The organism is Streptomyces sp. BRA346 (assembly GCF_052851135.1).
On the sequence record NZ_JAIWIH010000009.1, the window covers coordinates 28,809 to 47,167 of the forward strand.

Here is an 18,359-nt window from a genome sequence, read left to right on the forward strand (position 1 = left end):
CATGACGAACACGCAACCGGACTCCCCCACCGGCGTCGGTAACCGTCTGCGGCGCCGCAGGCGGGCCCTCCGGTTAACGCTCAAGGACGTGGCCGACCGGACCGGCCTCACCGAGGGGCATCTCTCCCAGGTCGAGCGCGACCAGGTCAACGCGAGCGTGCGCACCCTCCAGCGGCTGTGCGAGGTACTCAAGCTGAGCGTCGGCGACCTCTTCGACCAGGATGGCTCCGCGGCCAGCCCGGTCCTGCGGTTCCGCGACACCCACGGCATGTCCTTCGGCGAGGGCGCCACGAAGATCAAGCTCACCCCGGGGGCCTTCGACCATCTGGAAGTGCTCCTCGGCCACTTCGCGCCGGGGGGGTCGACCGGTGTGGAGCCCTACACCCACGGCAGCTCCGAAGAACTGCTCCTGGTGCTGTCCGGCGAGGTGGAGGTGTGGGTCCGCGAACAGTCCCACAGGCTCTCCGCCTTCGACTCGATCCACTACCTCAGCAGCGACCCCCACCGGGTCGTCGAGGTCACGGGCACGGAAGAGGCCCGGGTGCTGTGGGCGATCGCGCCGCCCACCTACTGACCCTCCGCGCCACCGGAACACCGCTGGTCGCCCACCGTTGGAGACACTCATGACCGCGTATCGAAACGGCGAGATATCGCACTGGATGGCGGCCTCCCGTACCGCGGACGGGCCGACCGCCGACCTGCCGCAGCGCCGACGCCGGGCCGCGGGCCTGCCCGAGGAGGAACAGGACCTCGTCATCGTCGGCGGCGGTCTGACCGGGCTCTGGGCCGCCTACCTCGCCGCCGTGGACTCCCCCGGCGCGAAGATCACCGTCCTGGAGGCCGAAGAGGTCGGCTACGGCGCCTCCGGGCGCAACGGCGGCTGGCTCTCACCCCTCATCCCGGGCAACCGGGCGGTGTACGCCAAGGCCGCGCGCAGGCGCGGCGAGGACGGGGCCGCGGCCATCGCCGCCTTCCAGCGGGAGATGAACGGGGCCGTCGACGACACCCTCCGCATCCTCGACGAGGAGGGCATCCAGGCGGACCAGCACCGGGGCGGGCACCTGCGCGTGGCCACCACTCCGGCCGCGATGAAGCGCCTCGAACTCACCCACGCCGCCGACCTCGCGGCCGGATACCGCGCGGAGGACATCGAACTCCTCGACGCCGAGGCCGTACGGAAGCGGATCGCCATCCGCCCCGCGCTGGGCGGCATGCTCACCCGCACCACCGCCCGGGTCGACCCCGCCAAGCTCGTCCACGGCCTCGCGGCGGTGGCGGAAGCCAAGGGCGTACGCATCCTCGAAGGCACCCGCGCCACGCGCATCGCGCCCGGCGCCGTCACCACCGAGCGCGGAACCGTGCGTGCCAGGACCATCCTGACCTGCCTGGAGGCGTACTCCGGCACGGTCGAAAGCGACGCCCGCGGCCTCGGCAGCCGTGACCTCATCCCCGTCAACTCCTCGATGGTCGTCACCCATCAGCTCCCCGCGAGCGTCTGGGAGCGGATCGGCTGGCAGAACCGGGAATGCCTGGGCGACGCCGCACACACCTTCGTCTACGCCCAGCGCACCGCCGACGACCGCATCGCCATCGGCGGCCGCGGCACGCCGTACGCCTTCAACTCCGGTACTCCGGGGCAGGGCGGCGTGGACGCCCGTACGGTGCGCACCCTGCGGGAACGCCTCCACCTGTTCTTCCCCGACGTGCGGTTCACCGTCGAGCACGCCTGGCGGGGCGCCATCGGCGTGACCCGCGACTGGTGCGCCGGCATCACCTTCGACCCCGCCACCGGGATCGGGGTCGCGCGCGGTTTCGCCGGACACGGGGTGACCGCGACCCAGCTCGCCGCACGGACCCTGCTGGACCGGGCGGCCGGGCGGGACACCGCGCTGACCCGGCTGCCCTGGAACGACCACGACTCGGGCCGCTGGGAACCCGAACCGCTGCGCTGGATCGGCGTCCACGCCATGTACCGGCTCTTCGGCTTCGCCGACCGGTGGGAGGAGAGCCGCCACTCCCAGGACACCTCCCTCATCGCCCGTTTCGGATCGCGACTGGCAGGACTCAGCGAATGAAGAACACACCGCACCACACCACCACCACGGTCGACCGTGAGACCGGCAGGACACCGGCCGAGGTGCCCGGACACCGCCTCCGGCGCGGCCTGGTGAGCATGGCCTTCACCGAACTCTGGGAGCGCTACTCCTTCTACGGCCTCCAGGGCATCCTCTCGTTCTACCTGCTCTACGCGCTCCACGACGGCGGCCTGGCCCTGGCCCCGGCCGTCGCGACGGGCATCGTCGGCGCCTACGGCGGCGCCGTCTACCTCTCCCAGATCCTCGGCGCCTGGCTTGGCGACCGGCTCGTCAGCCCGCAGAACATGGTGCTGTACGGCGCCGTCGTCATCACCGCCGGACACCTCGTGCTCGCCTTCGCACCCGGCCTGACCGGCCTCGGCGTCGGTCTGGTGTGCATCGTCCTCGGCACCGGCGCGCTGAAGACGAACATCACCTCGATCGTCGGCTTCGTCCTGGACCAGCACCAGGACGAGCGCTACCGGGACGCCGGGTTCTCGTACTTCTACATGGCCATCAACATCGGTGCCGTGGTCGGCCCGCTCACCACCGGCCTCGCCCAGAACGAGGTCGGTTTCCACCTCGGATTCGGCCTCGCGGCGACCGGCATGGGCGCGGCGCTCGTCCAGTACATCGTCTCGATGAAGAAACTCCCCGAGCGCGCCCGGACCGTCAACAACCCGCTCCCCGCGGGCCGCCGTCCGCTCGTCGCCCTGGCGGCCCTCGCCGCCCTCGCGGCCATCGGTGGCGCCATCGTCACCGACCTGCTGCGGGCGGAGAACCTGTCCACCGTGGTGACCATCGCCGCGCTGGTGGCCGCCGCCGTCTACTTCCTCACCATGACCACGTCGTCGGCGGTCAGCCGCGACGAGCGCCGGCGCATCCTCGGCTACCTTCCCCTCTTCCTCGCCTCCGGGGTGTACTTCGGCTTCCTGTTCCAGAAGTTCACGGCGATCTCGGTCCTCATCACCGAACGCATCGACCTGCACATCGGCGACTGGACCTTCCCGGTCGCCTGGGTCACGACCGTCAGCCCGCTGGCGGCCGTCCTCGTCACCCCGCTCATCGCCAGGATGTGGAAGACCCTGGGAGACCGCCAGCCCGGCCCGGTGGTCAAGGTCGCCATCGGGCTGATCCAGATCGGCTGCGCATATCTGTTCCTGCTCATCATCTCCGAGGCCACCGGGAAGGCCGACATTCCCTTGGCCCTCGTCCTGTTGTTCATGATGATGGCGGGCTCCTCGGAGGTCTTCGTCGGCCCGATCGGGCTGTCCCTGGCCACGCGCATCGGTCCGGAGACGTTCCGGTCCCAGATGGTCGGGCTCAACTTCCTCACACTCGCCCTGGGTTCCTCCCTCGCGGGCCTGCTGGGGCAGCTCTTCACCGCGATCGACAACGCCTCGTACTTCACCGTCACCGCCGTGTGCGGCATCGGCATCGGCCTGGCCCTGCTCGCCACGCGCCGCCCGGTGGGACGTCTGCTGCGGTCGGGGCTGGAGCCCTGAGCCGGGTTTCAGGCGGTCACACGGCCGGGCGGCGGCGTAGCACAGCGCCGCCGCCCGGCCGTCGTGCCGCCGTTCGCGTCGTACAAGATTCTTTGCCGTGGCTGTTGACATGGCCTCCCGCGGGGTCTTGGGTAGCACCCAAACGTTCGGCCCAATCGTTTGGGTCCACCGTTTCCGCTACCCAATCGTTTGGGTTGTCCGAAGGCGAGCGATCGGTGCCGTCGTCGGGGCCGGTCCAGCGGGCGTAGCCCTTCTCCAGGCACCAGTACGTGTACGTCGTCATCTCGTCGGCGCCGACACCCGTGATGCCGAACATGGCGAGGGCGATGCCGACCGTGCCCGCGGGGATCTGGAAGCTCATTCCGCTCGCGAGCTGCTCGGTGCCGTACCCGAAGGCGGTGAACGGCAGGGCGCGGCGAGGGCCAGGCCGACGATCAGCGCATCCGCTCCGGCCGCGTGCTCGAGGAGTTCGGCGGTGGGGAGCGCCACGTCCTCGTAGGGGCGCAGGGGACCCGCTCCGGCCTCGACCAGGATCTGCCAGGGGCGCGCCGAATGCCGGGCGAAGGTCGCGTCGTGATGAGCGTGGTCGGCATCAGCGCGCCCCTCCGCGTGCCGCCTCCAGGTGGGACGTCGCGATCTGCTGGAGGTGCACGACATCGGCCGCGACGGACGCGAACGTGAAGCCCTCGGCGAGGCGACGGGCGGCGCTCGCGCCGTCGGCGTTGTGGATGCCGGCCGCGATGCCCGCCGCCTCGGCCGCCTTGCGGACGCGGGTGAGGGCCTGTTCGAACTCATCCTCTACGGACGGGTCGGTGGAGGTCGCGCCGCCGACGGCCAGGCGCAGGTCGGACGGGCCGACGTAGACACCGTCCAGGCCGGGGGTCGCGCAGATCTCCTCGACGTTGGCCAGGCCGTCCGCCGTCTCGATCATCGCGAGGACCGCGGTCTGTTCGTGGGTGTCCGCCGGGTTCGGGCCGATCCGCAGCTGAGCGCGCATCGGGCCGTACGAACGGCGACCCACCGGCGGGTAGCGGACGGCGGCGACGGCATCGGCGGCGTCCCGGGCGTTGTCGATCAGCGGCACGATGACGGCGCTCGCCCCCGCGTCGAGCGCCTTGCCGATGTAGGTGAGGTCGTTGGCCTCCACGCGCACCATGCCGACGGCGGTGCTGCCCTTGGTGTCGGTGGCGAGGAGGTTGTTCAGCATGCCCTGGTAGCCGAAGAGACCGTGCTGGGCGTCGAACGCCAGGTAGTCGTAGCCGACGCGGGCAAGGCGTTCGGCGGCGATCGGCGCGTCGAGCAGCGACCAGTAGCCGATGAGCTGCTCACGATTGCGCAGCGCGGCGATGAACTCGGCGGAAGTGCGGCCGGTGGCCATGGGTGTCTGTCTCCCTTGCGAGGTGGGCGGCGAGGTCAGCTGGATCAGCGGTGGTAGGCGGGCATCGGGCCGCGCAGCCGGGCGCCGGCCTCGTCGCAGGCGGCCAGGACGTCCGCGGGCAGCGGGTCGGTGAGCGGCGTCCCGCGGTCCGGCTGGTGCAGGTAGAAGACGTCGACGGGGTCGGTGCCCAGGCGCTTGAGGCTCCCGTCGAGCGCGGCGCGCAGGCCCTCGGGGGACAGCGGCGCGTGCGCGCCCTGGTCGGGGTGCGGGATGCCGGCCTTGGTGGCGAGAACCACCTGGTCGCGGCGGCCGGGCAGCAGCTCGGCGAGAATGCGCTCGCTCTCGCCGTCCGCGTAGCCGTTGGCGGTGTCCACACCGGTGATGCCCGCGTCGAGCGCGGCGTCCAGCATGGCTGCGGCCGTCGCGCGGTCGGTGGTGTCGCCGAAGGTCATCGTGCCGAGGACGAGACGCGACAACGGGACGGGGACCTGCGGGAGTTCGAGGCCGACGGTCACGGCGGTTCCTTCCGAGGCGGGCGGTGCGGGTGGTGCGGTTTCGTGCTCGTGCGCGATCTCATGCGTGATGTGCGCATCTGGAGGTGTCGTGCGGCTACGGGGCCTCGACCGGTTGCTGCGGTGGTTCCCGGCGGTTTACTGAGCTGCGGACGAGCGCGGCGCAACGTGCTGTGTAGGCCCGTACGCATCGCGTCCGCACGGCGACGCGGTCCGTGGGTGACGGCCTCGGCGCCACGGGAACGCTCGCACGATTGCGTAAAACACGCAAGAGTTCTCGCGCATTTCACGCAGATTATGCCATGATCCTCACCGGGCCGCCCGCCGCCGGGCACGCCCGAGGAGGTTCCGTTCCGCGGCTCCCCCGCCCCACCCGTACGCCCATCCGTCTCGCCGCCCGTACTGCCGTACGCTGCCGCGCTCGCGGGCGACCCGTCCGACACGGGCGCCGTCGATGTGACCGCGGTCACTGCCGCGCGCGACCTCGTCGTGAACCTGGGCACCCGTCGCCTGCCACCCGCCGACACGGCACGCGCCACACGGGCGGTGCCGCGCGCGGCGCGGCGCACCGTGCCCGCCCGGGACCGCATCCCGTTGCCCTTCGTCGTGCGGACCGCGGAGCCCGGCGGCGCGGTTGCGCGGTTGCGCGGTTGCGCGGTTGCGCGGTTGCGCGGTTGCGCGGATCGCGCATCCCGCCGTGCTCGGCGGGGCCGCCCCGGCAGCCCGCCACCGTCCCCTCACCGCCCAGGAGTTGTTCGCATGCCACCCCCTCCCCCTCATCGCCGTCACCATGGGCGACGGCGCCGGGATCGGCCCCGAGGTCGTCGTCGCCGCTGCTCGACGAGGCCGTCCTGACCCGCTGCCGTCCCGTCGTCATCGGCGACGCGCGGCGGCTGCGCGAGGCCGCCCGCCTCCTCGGCCTGGACTGCGAGATCGCCGCCGTCGACCACCCGCGGGACGCCGAGTTCACTCCCGGCCGCGTCACCGTGGTCGACCTCGGTCTGCTCCCCGCCGACCTGCCCTGGGGCAGGTCGGCGGTCGCGGGCGGCGCCGCGTACGCGTACGCCGAGCGCGCCGCCGAACTCGCCGTGGCAGAGAGGTGCACCCCATCTGCACCGCGCCGCTCAACAAGGGGGCCCTGCACGCCGCGGGCCACATCTACCCCGGCCACACCGAACTCCTCGCCCACCTGACCGGGACCGAGGAGGTCTCGATGATGCTCTCCACCGAGAAGGTGAAGGTCATCCACGTTCACCACGCACATCGGCCTGATCGACGCCGTCAACATCGCCGGAACGGGCACGGCGGAGCCCGGCAGCATGGTCGAGGCGCTGCGCCAGGCGGCCGGGACGGCTACGGTGCCCGCCGCTCCGGTGCTCTGAACGGCGAGCCGTTCAGAGCCGCCGCGGTCATGCGGTGTGCCGCTCGATCAGCCGGCCGGCCCGCTGGGTGACGCGCCCGCCCTCGGCGATCCGTTCACCGCGCAACCAGGTTCCGCGGACGACGCCGTGCAAGGTCTTGCCCGCGTAGGCGGTGATCTGGTTGCGGTGGTGGAGGCGGCCAGGGTCCACGGTGAAGGTCTCCTCGGGGGCGACGACCGCGAAGTCGGCGTCATGGCCGGGGGCGATGGCACCCTTGTGGGGCAGACCGGCCACCTGTGCGGGGCCGTGGGACATCCAGCGGGCGATGTCCTCCAGGCCGTGGCCCCGCTCGCGGGCGGCGGTCCAGACGACGGGGAGCCCGAGCTGGAGTGAGGAGATTCCGCCCCAGGCCGTGCCGAAGTCGGGGGTCTTGAGGTCGGTGGTGCAGGGCGAGTGGTCGGAGACGACGCAGTCGAGGGTGCCGTCGGCCAGGCCCTGCCAGAGGGCGTCCTGGTTCTCGCGCTCGCGGATGGGCGGACAGCACTTGAACTCGGTGGCGCCGTCCGGGACGTCCTCGGCGGTGAGGGTGAGGAAGTGGGGGCACGTCTCCGCCGTGACGCGGACGCCTTCGCGCCGCGCGTCGGCGAGCAGCGGCAGGGCGTCGCTGGAGGACAGGTGCAGTACATGCACGCGGGCCTCGTACGCACGGGCAAGTTTGATCAAGAGGGCGATGGCGTCGTTCTCGGCCGCCCGGGGTCGGGAAGCCAGGAAGTCGGCGTAGGCGGCGCCGCCCCGCTGCGGAGCGGCGGCCAGGTGGCCCGGGTCCTCCGCGTGCACGATCAGCAGCCCGTCGCAGGAGGCGATCTCCGCTATGGCGGCGGTCAGTTGGGCCGGGTCGAGCTCCGGGAACTCCTCGACGCCAGAGGGCGAGAGGAAGCACTTGAAGCCGAAGACGCCCGCTTCGTGCAGCTGCCGCAGGTCGCTCACGTTGCCGGGGATCGCACCACCCCAGAAGCCGGTGTCGATGTGTGCCTTGGAGCGGGCCACCTCCTGCTTGACGCGCAAGTTGTCGAGGGTGGTGGTGGGAGGCAGCGAGTTGAGCGGCATGTCGATGAGGGTGGTGATGCCGCCGGCGGCTGCCGCCCGGGTGGCGGTCCAGAAGCCCTCCCAGTCGCTGCGCCCGGGGTCGTTCACATGGACGTGGGTGTCGACGAGGCCGGGCAGCACGGCGTCATCACCGACGTCCTCCAGCCGCGCCCCCGCCGGCACCTCGGCGTCGTAGGGCAGCACGTCCACGATCCGGCCGTCGGCGACGGTCACGGACGCGGGGCGCATGCCCTCAGGGGTGACAACGCGTGTCGAGCGCAGGACCAGCTGTATGTCGGGCAACGGACGCTCCTTCTTACGTGTTCTTCCTTGCGTGTTCTTCGTTACGTGTTCTTCGTTACGCGTTCTTCCCCGATGCGCGGTCGCCCGTGCCATCACGCCCGTGGGGGCCAATTGACGATCTTCTTGGGCCGCGGGGGTGCGTAGGTGCGCACCTTGGAGGTGGACAGGCCGAGGCGGACGAGGGACTCGGCGATCGTCACGGCCGCCGTCACCCCGTCGACGACGGGGACCCCGGTACGGTCGACGACGCGTTCGGTGAGGCCGGACATGCCGCCGCAGCCCAGGCAGATCACCTCCGCCCGGTCTTCCTCCACCGCACGGGCGGCCTGCTCGACGATGGCGTCGACGGCGGCGGTCTCGTCCCGTTCCAGATCGAGTACGGCGAGTCCGCTGGCCCGCACGGAGGCGCACCGGGCGCTCAGACCGGCGGAGTGGAGGCGCTCCTCGATCAACGGGACCGTGCGGTCGAGGGTCGTCACGACGGAGTAGCGGCGGCCGAGGAACTGGGCGGTGCTCGCGGCCGCCTCGGTGATGTCGACCACCGGGACGTCGAGCAGTTCCTGTAGCCCTTCCCGGCCGTGTTCGCCATATCCGGCCTGGATCACGGCGTCGAACGGCTCCGGGTGGGCGCGGACGGTCTCCATCACGGCGATGGCGGCGAGATAGCTCTCGTAATTGCCCTCGACCGACTCCGCCCCGAAGGCGGGCGTCAGCGGAATGATCTCGGTACCGGGCGATGCCACACCGGCCGCCTGCTCGCCGATCGAGTCGGTGATGGACTGTGTGGTGTTGACGTTCACAACGAGGATGCGCATCGTTCAGCCTTCTCCTGAGTGGTTCATTCGGCGGCGACGGCGATGGCTTCGCCGTCCACGTCCCGCAGCGGCACCGTGCGGTCCGCGATGACCGCGTACAGCGCAGCGGCGAGGATGGCGCCGATGAACCAGGAGAACCCGGCCACGGCGTGGAACAAGGGTGCCAGGGCCATCATGACCGCGATCGCGGCGGTGGGGACGAAGGCCCAGATGGCCCGGGGGTTGTAGCCGCGGCGGTAGTGGTACTCACCCTGCGCGTCGTCGGTGTAGAGGTGGGGCACGTTCACGCGGGACTTCCGCAGGAGCCAGTAGTCCGCCATGATCACGCCGAACAGCGGTCCGAGCAGGGCGCCGAGCCCGCCGAGGAAGTAGTTCACCACGACCGGGTTGTTGTAGAGGTTCCACGGCAGGATCACCAGGCCGATGACCGCGCTCACCAGACCGGCCCGGCGGAAGTTCAGCCGGCGGGGGAAGAGGTCGATCAGCGCGTAGATCGGTGCCACGAAGTTGGCCAGCAGGTTCACCGCGATCGTCAGGGTGATGAGCGCGAGCGAGGCCGCGGCCAGCAGGAGCTCGTTCGGGATCGTCCGGACGATGTCCGTGGGACTGGTGATGACGTGCCCGTCGAGCTTGAACTGCGCCCCGCTGAGCACCACGACGATGACGGCGAAGAAGAGCATGTTCACCGGGATACCGATCACGTTTCCGCGGACGATGGAGCCGCGGCTCTTCGCGGACCGGGTGAAGTCGCAGAAGTTGAGCACGAACGTTCCGTAGATCACCACCCACAGCGCGGCGCCCTGAAGGATCTGGAGCCACATCTCGGCGCCGATGAGCGGCTCGTCGACGGACAGCGCGATCGAACCGTCCGCGCGCACGAACATCCAGACCGCGAGGGCGCACATGGTGATCAGGGTCGTGGGCGCCGCGAAGGCCATGTACCGCCGGATCATCTGCATCCCGTAGCTCACGACGAGGATTTGGAGGGTCCACAGGGCCAGGAAGGTGATCCAGCCGAGCGTCGACTGACCGAGCAGGGAGTTCGCGTCCATGGAGCGAAGTCCGGGAAACATCGCGACGAGAAGGGCGCTCAGGACCGAAGAGGCGAGGTAGGTCTGGATGCCGAACCAGGCGATGGCGACGGCGCCACGGACGACGGCCGGGATCTTCGCCCCCTTGATACCGAACGCCATACGGCCCATGACGGGAAAGGGGACGCCCGTCTTGTGCCCCATGAAGCCGGACAGCGTCAGCAGGAGAAAGAGCAGGACGGAGGCGAGCGCGAAGGCCGCCAGAATGCCCCATACGTTGAGCCCGAGCGCGAAGAGGCCGATGGCGAAGGCGTAATTTCCGAGACTGTGTACATCGTTGGCCCAGAGCGTGAAGACGTTATAGGCGCCCCAACGGCGCCCCTCCTTCTTGGTCGGGGCGAGATCGTACGTGTACAGCCCGGAGCTGACAGCGCCCTCGGCATCCACGCGCGATCGGTCATGTACAGCAGTCATACGGCGCTCCAGAGGGGAGTAGGTGGCGCACGCCCGGACTTTCCATAAAGCGGAAAAGGCGTCGTGACCAGCGAGGCGAACGAGGGCCCGGGTGTCGGTGTGCGCGACTGACACACGGGGGCCTGCCCCCCCAGCACCTTCCGTGGCTGGGGGGTGTGTCACTCCTGCATCACGCGGGTTCTCCTCAGCCGGGATGGCCAGCTTCCACCGAGACCCCTGCTCCGACCTGGCACCGGACTTCTCCAGCAGCAGCCACCCGGCCTTCTTCAAGCGCCGGTTGCTCTTCACCGCGGTGCGCAAGGCGCACCCCATCAGCTCCGACTGCCGACGCGCAGACAGTTCGTGGTCCAGGCCACCGCCGCGCTCGCACAAGTCCAGGCGGACCGCCAGGTTCTTCAAGTCCGTCTCACCCCCGTTCCGCGACAGCCACACTCCGCCTTCGACGGCCCTGCGCACCCGCTCAACGGCCTCCCAGGCGCTCTGGCGGCAGGTGATGGGCTCCTCCTGCCGCACGAAGCTGCGGGCCTTCGTCAGCATCCAGGCGAGCTTGCTCTCGGCATACTGCTGACCTTTGCGCCGCATCAGCCGACGGGCCCACTCACCGCCCGGAGTAGGGGTGTACAGCAGCGCCCGGTAGAAGTCTGCGGGCATCCACTCACGGCCCGGCTGCGAGGCTCCGGCGGCCAGGGCCATGGTCAGCCGGTAGCCCTCCTCGCTGTCGTTGCGCCCCGGGTACCGGCCGTCCACGTCCCCTTCGAGCAGCAGCCGCGCGCTGGCCGCGGACAAGCCCTTGGTGATGGACGCGGCGGTCCGCGGCGCGATGGGGCGACGACGCGATTGCGATGCGGCGCCGAAACGATCCCGATTGAATTGTCGGCGCGTCGCCGGGATGGACTGGCCACGCGCGAGGACGTGCGGCATCATGACTCCGTGCTCTCGGTCCTCCCGAGGGCATAAAAAGACCCTCAGCAGGGGGTTGGTGAGTGAAAACCGCACGTTTGTGCGGGCCTAACGGGCCTCGTGCAAGGTCCGAGTAACGAAGCGGCCGGCAGCTCGACGCCACATCGAGTGGTCGGCCTGGAGGACTGGCTGGGACTGGACCCGTCGCCACAACGGGACCGGAGCCTGCGAGCCTCCGGCAGGAACTAGGTCATGACGACCTCCGGAGGGGGAGAGACGGACGAAACGGGTGCCACGATCGCCGAACGCGTAAGGCAGACCTCCGTCGAGAGGGACAGACCACACCGACCAACGAACGCACTCAGGCCCACCGGACGCCGGCGCACGACGCGCCGCCCGGTGGGCCTACTCTTTGCGTGTTCCCGCCTGCGGGCGGGTACATTGGTCGTCATCGAGACCAGTCCTCTAGCTAGGTCTCCCGAATGAGCCCCGCCGGGTGCTCTGCTGCGAAGGTTGGACGCCAATTTGCAGCCGAGCGGCGGGGCTTTTCGGTTGTGTGGCTGTGGTGGTTGCTACCGCCGGCCGCTTCCCGTCTGGGAAGACGAACATGATCGCTGACGGTAATCGTGTGGACAGACTAGACCTTCTCGTCCCCCGGGTGGGTCACATCTTGACGGGCGCGCCGTGTCGATGACTGATAGTCAGGTCGGTTCCCTTCGCTTCGCGAGGGTGTCGGACGCCTGGCTGGCCTGATACTCAGCGAGTTCCTGGTCCGGGTGGTACGTGACCGCCTGATTGAGTTCGGTGTCCCAGATGGCCCACGGCAGTGGCTTCCCACGCCACACCTGGCGATCCTGCGGCCGGTAGCGGGCTTCCCACCGCGGACCAGGTGGGCGTCGGCCTGTGAGTGGCCCGGCGGCGGCGAACATGCTGGAGATGCGTTCCTCGGTGGCGGGGGAGGCCGGTAGCGGCTTGGCGAGCGCAGGCAAAGAGTGCGGGGGCAGCGGCCACTCGTTCGTGTCGATGCCCACGTCTGCCAGTTCCGGCAGAGGCGTTCTGGTGCTGCGCGCGAGCAGGTAGGTGCGCTGTTCCTCGCTCGTGCCGGTGCGCCGCTCGCCCAGGGCGACATGCACGTCCATCAGCTCGGCGACGATCTCCTTCGCCTTGGCCTGGTTGCCGTTCCTTCGGGCCTCAGCCAGTCGGTGGATCGCACGGGAGCGCCATGCTGTGATGCCTTCTGCCTCCGTCATTGGTCTATATCCCGAGTCGTATCGCCGGACAAGGGTGGAGAGTCTGCCCGTGTGTTCGTCCGCCAACCATGACTCGCGGACGCCTGGCATGGTGGCAGCCGACCGATTGATAACCGGCCCCAGGCCCTTATTCCGTGCAGCGAAACGTAGTTTTTACGCAACTGCGCCGTCAAGGGGTCGGCGGCAGCGGATTCGCTCCCCCATCCACCGCCCCACCGACGGTTGCCGCTGGTCAGGGGCGGGACGCAGACTGTGGCCCCGTCCCTGACCACGGGGCAAGGCCACAGCCGGACCGGAGGGTGAAGCCCGTGACCACGTCGATCACCGAGATCGAGACCCATGGCGTCGAACGCATACCGGACGAGGACCGGTCGGCCCGCCCGATCGACCTCTTCCGGCTGGCTTTCGGCGGCGCCAACACCTTCGCGACGTGCGTACTCGGCGCCTTTCCCGTCCTGTTGGGGCTGTCCTTCCTGCAAGGTCTCGCGGCGACCGTCCTCGGCCTGCTCGCCGGGGCGCTGCTGCTCGCCCCCATGGCGCTGTTCGGCCCGGCGAACGGCACGAACAACGCGGTCTCGTCCTCGGCACACCTGGGAGTGCACGGCCGGATCGTCGGCTCGTTCCTCTCGCTGCTCACCGCGATCGCGTTCTTCTCGATCTCGGTGTGGTCCTCGGGTGACGCGCTGATCGGCGGGGCCCACCGGCTCGCCGACGTACCGGAGTCGGAGGTTTCGTACGGCGCCGCCTACGCGGTGTTCGCGGTCCTCGTCCTCGTCGTCTGCATCTACGGCTTCCGCTTCATGCTGCTGGTCAACAAGGTTGCCGTGACGGCCGCTTCGGCGCTCTTCGTGCTGGGCGCCGTCGCCTTCGGCGACGATTTCGACCCCGGCTACGCGGGTACCTTCGATTCGACCGCCGACCCGCTGTTCTGGCCGTCGTTCATCGGCGCCGCACTGATCGTGCTGTCCAACCCGGTCTCCTTCGGCGCCTTCCTCGGTGACTGGTCCCGCTACATCCCGGCCGCGACACCGCGCCGCCGGGTGATGGGCGCCGCGTTCCTCGCCCAGCTCGCCACCCTGCTGCCGTTCGTCTTCGGCCTGGCCACCGCCTCGATCATCGCCACGAAGGCCGCCACGTACATCGACCCGGCCGCCCCCAACTACGTCGGCGGGCTGCTGGCGATCTCGCCCGGCTGGTACTTCCTGCCGCTGTGCCTGATCGCGCTGATCGGCGGCCTGTCCACCGGCACCACGGCGCTCTACGGCACCGGCCTCGACTTCTCCAGCGTCTTTCCGCGCTTCAGCCGGGTCCGGGCGACCTTCCTCATCGGGACACTGTCGATCGTGTTCGTCTTCCTCGGCCGGTTCGCCCTGAACCTCACCCAGTCCATCTCCACCTTCGCGACGCTGATCGTCACCTGCACCGCGCCCTGGATGATCGTGATGGTTCTGGGCTATGTCACCCGCCGTGGCTGGTACGACGCGGAGGCACTCCAGGTCTTCAACCGCCGTCAGCGCGGCGGCCGTTACTGGTTCACCCACGGCTGGAACTGGCGCGGGATGTCCGCCTGGCTGGTGTCCGCCGTCGTGGCGCTGCTCTTCGTGAACCTGCCGGGCCAGTTCGTCGGCCCGCTGGGCGACCTCGCGAACGGGGCCGACATCTCCCTGCCGGTCGGCCTCGCCCTCGCGGCCGTGAGCTACCTCGGCCTGCTGGCCGCGTTTCCCGAACCGCGCGCGGTGTACGGGCCGGACGGCCCCCGCGTCGTGCGGGCCTCCGCCGCCGACACCCCGCCCATCACCGACTCCCCTGGCGGCTCCGACGGCTCCTCCGCCCCCGCGACCGCTCCCGAGCATACCTGAATAGCACCCTTCATCCCTTTTTGCGTGCAATTACGTCATCTGGAAGCATTGGTGCCAGAGAGTCTGTACGGAAAGCGGCAGGCGGTACATCGCCCACCACCGCCACAATCAGCAGGCCAGGAGGCGGATCATGGCCACGGCGGAACGCACTTCCGAACGAAAGCCGGACTATCTGGCGCAGCTGACGATGGCCGCGGCACGCTACACCAGCCGAACCGCGCAGCGCGAGAGAAACCAAGCGGTTCTCCAGACGCAGGGGGTGCTGTACGCCGATGCTCCCGAGCGGGTCGAGAAGCGGCTGGCACGTCTCGGTGCCGACTGGGCCATGGCGCGGGCGATCGAGCGCACACCGACGGAACCCGCCAGCAGCGGGGGAAGCACGCTTCAACTGCCCCCGGAGACCTTTACCGGAGACGCGCTGGGGCTGGAGCGCCTCATCGGGCGCAACAACCTCGCCCCGGTCGCGTTCCTGGAGGAAGGCGTTCAGGTCTCCCGCTCGGTCGGCCGCATCACCATCAGCGGACCGGGTGGCGGACACGGCACGGGCTTCATGGTGTCCCCCTCCCTGCTCCTCACCAACAACCATGTGCTGCGCTCCGCCGAGGAGGCGGGCCGCAGCAAGGTCGCGTTCGCGTTCCAGGACGGCGTCGAAGGGGGCCCGCTGACACCGGCGGTCTTCCCCCTGGAGCCGCACCGCTTCTTCGTCACCGACCGGGCACTGGACTACAGCCTCGTCGCGGTGGCCCCGCACGGCACGCAGGGCGAGGCCCTGTCGTCGTTCGGCTGGCTGATGCTCACGGAAACGCAGGGAAAGGTCGTCATCGGGGAGTTCGTCAACATCATCCAGCACCCCAGGGGCGAGCCCAAGCAGATCGCGCTGCGCGACAACCAGCTCGTCGACGTGCTGGAACGGTTCGTGCACTACGAGTCCGACACCCGTGAGGGCTCGTCGGGTTCTCCGGTCTTCAACGACCAGTGGGAGGTCGTCGCCCTGCACCACTCGGCCGTCCCGAAGACCGACGCCGAGGGCCGGCCACTGAGCGTCGACGGCACGGTGTGGCGGCCTGAGATGGGCGAGCAGCAACTGGCGTGGCGGGCCAACGAGGGTGTGCGGATCAGCCGGGTGCTGCGCGCCCTGCACGAGGTGACCCTGACCGGTGCGGCGGCCCAGCTGCGGGACGAGATGTTCACCGCCGGGATCACCCCGTCCCCCGTCGAAAGCGCTCCGCCGATTCCCTCGTCGAACGGGAAGTCCGCCCTGTCGGCGGCCGATGGGTCACAGGTCCAGGCACCGGCGCCCGCGACCGATGGTGCCGCGCAGCTCGTCCTCCCGCTGCGGATCGCCGTCGGATTCGACACACCAGCGTCCCCACAGACCGCCGCCTCCCTCGCCCCGCTGCCCACGCTCGAACCGACGCCGAAGGCCGCGCCGCAGCCGCCCTCGGCCGCGCGGACGGACGTCGTGTCGGCGGTCGAGCAGGACGTCGATTCAGCCCTGATCAACCATCAGCTCGCGCAAAAACGTTCCTACTATGACCGGACCGCCGACATCGCCGCACGCGACGCGTACTACGCGAACCTTCGCACCAGCGGCGGTGACGCGCTGCGCCGCGCGCTCACCGCGCTGCTGGAGGAGACCCACGCGCCCCAGCCCAGGTACAAGCCGATGCGGCTGGTCTACCCCTGGGTGGACCTTCACAAGGACGGTCGGCTGTACGGCATTTACTCGGCCAAGGGCTTCTCCGTCGAGGAGCTCGTACGGGCCGACGCGTCCGTGGCCGAGGCGCGGCTGGCCCGTGTGGAGGAACTGCTGCGGCAGGAGAGCACGGCGGGGCCGGCCGAGTTCGAGGCGGAGTTCGACGCGCTGGAGGCGTCGATGCCGTTCAACTGCGAGCACGTGGTGCCGCAGTCGTGGTTCGGCAAACAGGAGCCGATGCGGGGCGACCTGCACCATCTGTTCGCGTGCGAGGCCGGCTGCAACAGCTTCCGCGGCAACTTCCCGTACTTCGACTTCCCCGACTTCGACGAGGCGCTCCGGGACGCCTGCGGCATGCGCGAGAGCGTGGGGTTCGAGCCGACGGAAGGCAAGGGCGCGGTGGCCCGTGCCACCCTGTACTTCCTGCTCCGCTATCCGGGACAGGTCGGCGACGTCGCACGCGAGTTCCCCGAGGACCGGCTGCCCGTCCTGCTGACATGGCACGAGAACCAGGCGGTCACCGAGTACGAACTGCACCGCAACGCCGCCATCGCGGAGATCCAGGGCAATCGGAATCCGCTGATAGACCACCCCGAGTGGGCCCACGAGATCGACTTCTCGGGCGTCTGGCCCTGAGGAGCGGGGTCGTACGTCCGCACGGACCCGGGTGTGCCGTAACCGGACGCCAGGAGGACATCATGGCCCGGGACCGCGCTCGCCCGTGGTCCGCGGTCCCGGTCGGGCCCCGACCGCGCCGCGCCCACCGGAGACGAGGAGCGGAGGCGGCTGGCGGAAGCGGTGGAGCTGTGGCGGGAGAAGTACCCCGACGTCCCGGTGACCGAGCGGGTCGAACACCCCCATACCGCGGATGTCCTGCTGGCGGCGGCGCGGGCCGGGCTGGTGGTCGTCGGCCGCGCCCCACCCACCGGCCCGTCGCGGGCCCCCGCCTCGGCCACCTCACCCATGCCCTCCTCCACCACGCCACGTGCCCCGTCGCCGTCGTACCCCACGACTGACGAGGCACCGGCGGGCACCCAGCCGGGGTGCAGACCCCACACCGGACCGGGCTCCCGTGCGTCGCCCGGGTGCTGGCCGAGTGCGCGGTTGTACAGCCGGGTGACCACGCAGCCGGGAGTTGAGGCGGCGTCACCGGAAAGCGGAGACGAGCCTTCGGGCCAGAAGTCATGCTGGGCCGCGGCTGTTGTGGTCCCTGGCGTAGGCTCGGAAGATCTCCTGCATGCTGCCGCCCGTATGCAGGAAGCGCTGGTCGAGGACGGCGGCCAGATCTTCGAGTGCGATGGTCAGGACGGCTGCGGAGTTCCGGGCAGCGGCGTGCCCGGTGGCACGGACGGACTGGCCCAGTTCAGCGGCGTAGTCGATGGTGTGGGCCAGGGAGGTGTTGCCGAGCCCGTCGTGGAAGTAGTACGACTCGGCGTACTGGAGAAAGTCCACGTGCACGCGTGCGATGTCGGCGGCCAGCCCGTCGATGAGGGCAACGGCGGAGGCGGTGTCCAGAGATTCCTCGGTGAGGTGGGCGCGGCGCAGATGTGACAGGCGCAGCGCGAGGGCCCGCCGCCGTGTGAGTGCCGGGTAAATGCCGAGGACCCAGGAGACGGTGGCGGTCAGCAGAGCGAAGCCGACAAGGGCTTCCAGCGGAGCGACGATGCGCAGCCATCCGGCAGTCGGGGCGATGTCGCCGAGGCCGAGAGTGGCCAGGGTGACCAGGGAGATGTACAGAGCGTCCACCGGTGTCGAGTGCTCCGTCGGGTCCAGGCCTCTGGCGAAGGAGAAGCCGTACGGCATGTGCGGCCAATAGACCAGCGCCCATCCCACAGCCACTCCGCAGGCCCACATGGCCACCACCGCCACCATGCCGAGCGGCCCCGCCAGACCTGCGGCCCGCCGACTGGGGCTGAGCCGCGATGCGAGCCGCCACAGGCCGGTCATGACCATCCTGCTCAGTCCCCCGTGCCGAGTGGGGTGCCACAAGGTGTGGAACACATCGCGGAGGATGAACATCACGGTTGCCGCACCAACCATGGTGATGATCCAGTTCATACGATCTCCGAACGCCGCTGTACCTCCTCAGCATGCCGCTCCATCCGACGCCACCG

15 protein-coding genes are annotated in these 18,359 nt (G+C 70.0%); 7 read left to right on the top strand and 8 right to left on the bottom strand.

The window, feature by feature from the left end:
* The first annotated feature begins 1 nt into the window (after position 1).
* From LCH29_RS14385 to LCH29_RS14395, 3 genes are read left to right on the top strand one after another with little or no spacing between them, the layout of a single operon-like run.
* The gene (locus LCH29_RS14385; RefSeq protein ID WP_446462115.1) at positions 2-574 is read left to right on the top strand and encodes an XRE family transcriptional regulator; all 573 of its coding nucleotides are present in this window, start codon (positions 2-4) and stop codon (positions 572-574) included.
* A gap of 49 nt (positions 575-623) precedes the next feature.
* Positions 624-2,075 (top strand): NAD(P)/FAD-dependent oxidoreductase, encoded by a 1,452-nt coding sequence (locus tag LCH29_RS14390; RefSeq protein WP_446462116.1) that lies wholly within the window; start codon positions 624-626, stop codon positions 2,073-2,075.
* Positions 2,072-3,580 (top strand): peptide MFS transporter, encoded by a 1,509-nt coding sequence (locus LCH29_RS14395; protein WP_446462117.1) that lies wholly within the window; start codon positions 2,072-2,074, stop codon positions 3,578-3,580. The genes LCH29_RS14390 and LCH29_RS14395 overlap by 4 nt, the downstream gene beginning before the upstream one ends.
* Positions 3,581-3,596: 16 nt before the next feature.
* Here LCH29_RS14395 and LCH29_RS14400 read toward each other — a convergent pair whose 3' ends face one another.
* From LCH29_RS14400 to LCH29_RS14410, 3 genes are all read right to left on the bottom strand, one after another.
* Positions 3,597-3,941, bottom strand: a complete 345-nt coding sequence (locus tag LCH29_RS14400; RefSeq protein WP_446462118.1) for a hypothetical protein — start codon at positions 3,939-3,941, stop codon at positions 3,597-3,599.
* 231 nt (positions 3,942-4,172) lie between these two features.
* Positions 4,173-4,958: an HpcH/HpaI aldolase family protein gene (locus LCH29_RS14405; RefSeq protein WP_446462119.1), complete on the bottom strand. Its 786-nt coding sequence runs from the start codon at positions 4,956-4,958 to the stop codon at positions 4,173-4,175.
* A gap of 44 nt (positions 4,959-5,002) precedes the next feature.
* Complete coding sequence (locus LCH29_RS14410) at positions 5,003-5,473, bottom strand: aldo/keto reductase (protein WP_446462120.1); 471 nt, start codon at positions 5,471-5,473, stop codon at positions 5,003-5,005.
* Positions 5,474-6,144: 671 nt separating this feature from the next.
* On the opposite strand from LCH29_RS14410, the gene LCH29_RS14415 reads away from it, so the two are divergent.
* Both LCH29_RS14415 and LCH29_RS14420 read left to right on the top strand, forming a co-directional pair.
* Positions 6,145-6,663 (top strand): hypothetical protein, encoded by a 519-nt coding sequence (locus LCH29_RS14415; RefSeq protein WP_446462231.1) that lies wholly within the window; start codon positions 6,145-6,147, stop codon positions 6,661-6,663.
* Positions 6,570-6,923 carry a 4-hydroxythreonine-4-phosphate dehydrogenase PdxA gene (locus LCH29_RS14420; RefSeq protein ID WP_446462121.1) on the top strand — a complete coding sequence of 118 codons (354 nt, stop codon included), beginning with the start codon at positions 6,570-6,572 and terminating at the stop codon, positions 6,921-6,923. Before LCH29_RS14415 ends, LCH29_RS14420 begins: the two co-directional genes overlap by 94 nt.
* Here LCH29_RS14420 and allB read toward each other — a convergent pair.
* The 4 genes from allB to LCH29_RS14440 form a co-directional block, all read right to left on the bottom strand.
* Positions 6,880-8,220: an allantoinase AllB gene (gene allB, locus LCH29_RS14425; protein ID WP_446462122.1), complete on the bottom strand. Its 1,341-nt coding sequence runs from the start codon at positions 8,218-8,220 to the stop codon at positions 6,880-6,882. The genes LCH29_RS14420 and allB overlap by 44 nt on opposite strands.
* 92 nt (positions 8,221-8,312) lie before the next feature.
* Entirely contained in the window at positions 8,313-9,035 is a 723-nt protein-coding gene (locus tag LCH29_RS14430; protein ID WP_446462123.1) for an aspartate/glutamate racemase family protein, read from the bottom strand.
* 23 nt (positions 9,036-9,058) lie between these two features.
* Positions 9,059-10,540, bottom strand: coding sequence for an NCS1 family nucleobase:cation symporter-1 (locus LCH29_RS14435; protein ID WP_446462222.1), 1,482 nt, complete (start codon positions 10,538-10,540; stop codon positions 9,059-9,061).
* Positions 10,541-12,141: 1,601 nt separating this feature from the next.
* A complete protein-coding gene (locus LCH29_RS14440) occupies positions 12,142-12,690 on the bottom strand; it encodes a hypothetical protein (protein ID WP_446462124.1) in 549 nt (182 codons plus the stop codon).
* A gap of 308 nt (positions 12,691-12,998) precedes the next feature.
* Here LCH29_RS14440 and LCH29_RS14445 point away from each other — a divergent pair, with 308 nt between their 5' ends.
* Both LCH29_RS14445 and LCH29_RS14450 read left to right on the top strand, forming a co-directional pair.
* Positions 12,999-14,549: a purine-cytosine permease family protein gene (locus LCH29_RS14445; protein ID WP_446462125.1), complete on the top strand. Its 1,551-nt coding sequence runs from the start codon at positions 12,999-13,001 to the stop codon at positions 14,547-14,549.
* A gap of 130 nt (positions 14,550-14,679) precedes the next feature.
* The gene (locus LCH29_RS14450; protein ID WP_446462126.1) at positions 14,680-16,881 is read left to right on the top strand and encodes an endonuclease; all 2,202 of its coding nucleotides are present in this window, start codon (positions 14,680-14,682) and stop codon (positions 16,879-16,881) included.
* A 546-nt stretch (positions 16,882-17,427) separates the two neighbouring features.
* Here LCH29_RS14450 and LCH29_RS14455 read toward each other — a convergent pair.
* Positions 17,428-18,303 carry a potassium channel family protein gene (locus LCH29_RS14455; RefSeq protein ID WP_446462127.1) on the bottom strand — a complete coding sequence of 292 codons (876 nt, stop codon included), beginning with the start codon at positions 18,301-18,303 and terminating at the stop codon, positions 17,428-17,430.
* Positions 18,304-18,359 lie beyond the last annotated feature (56 nt).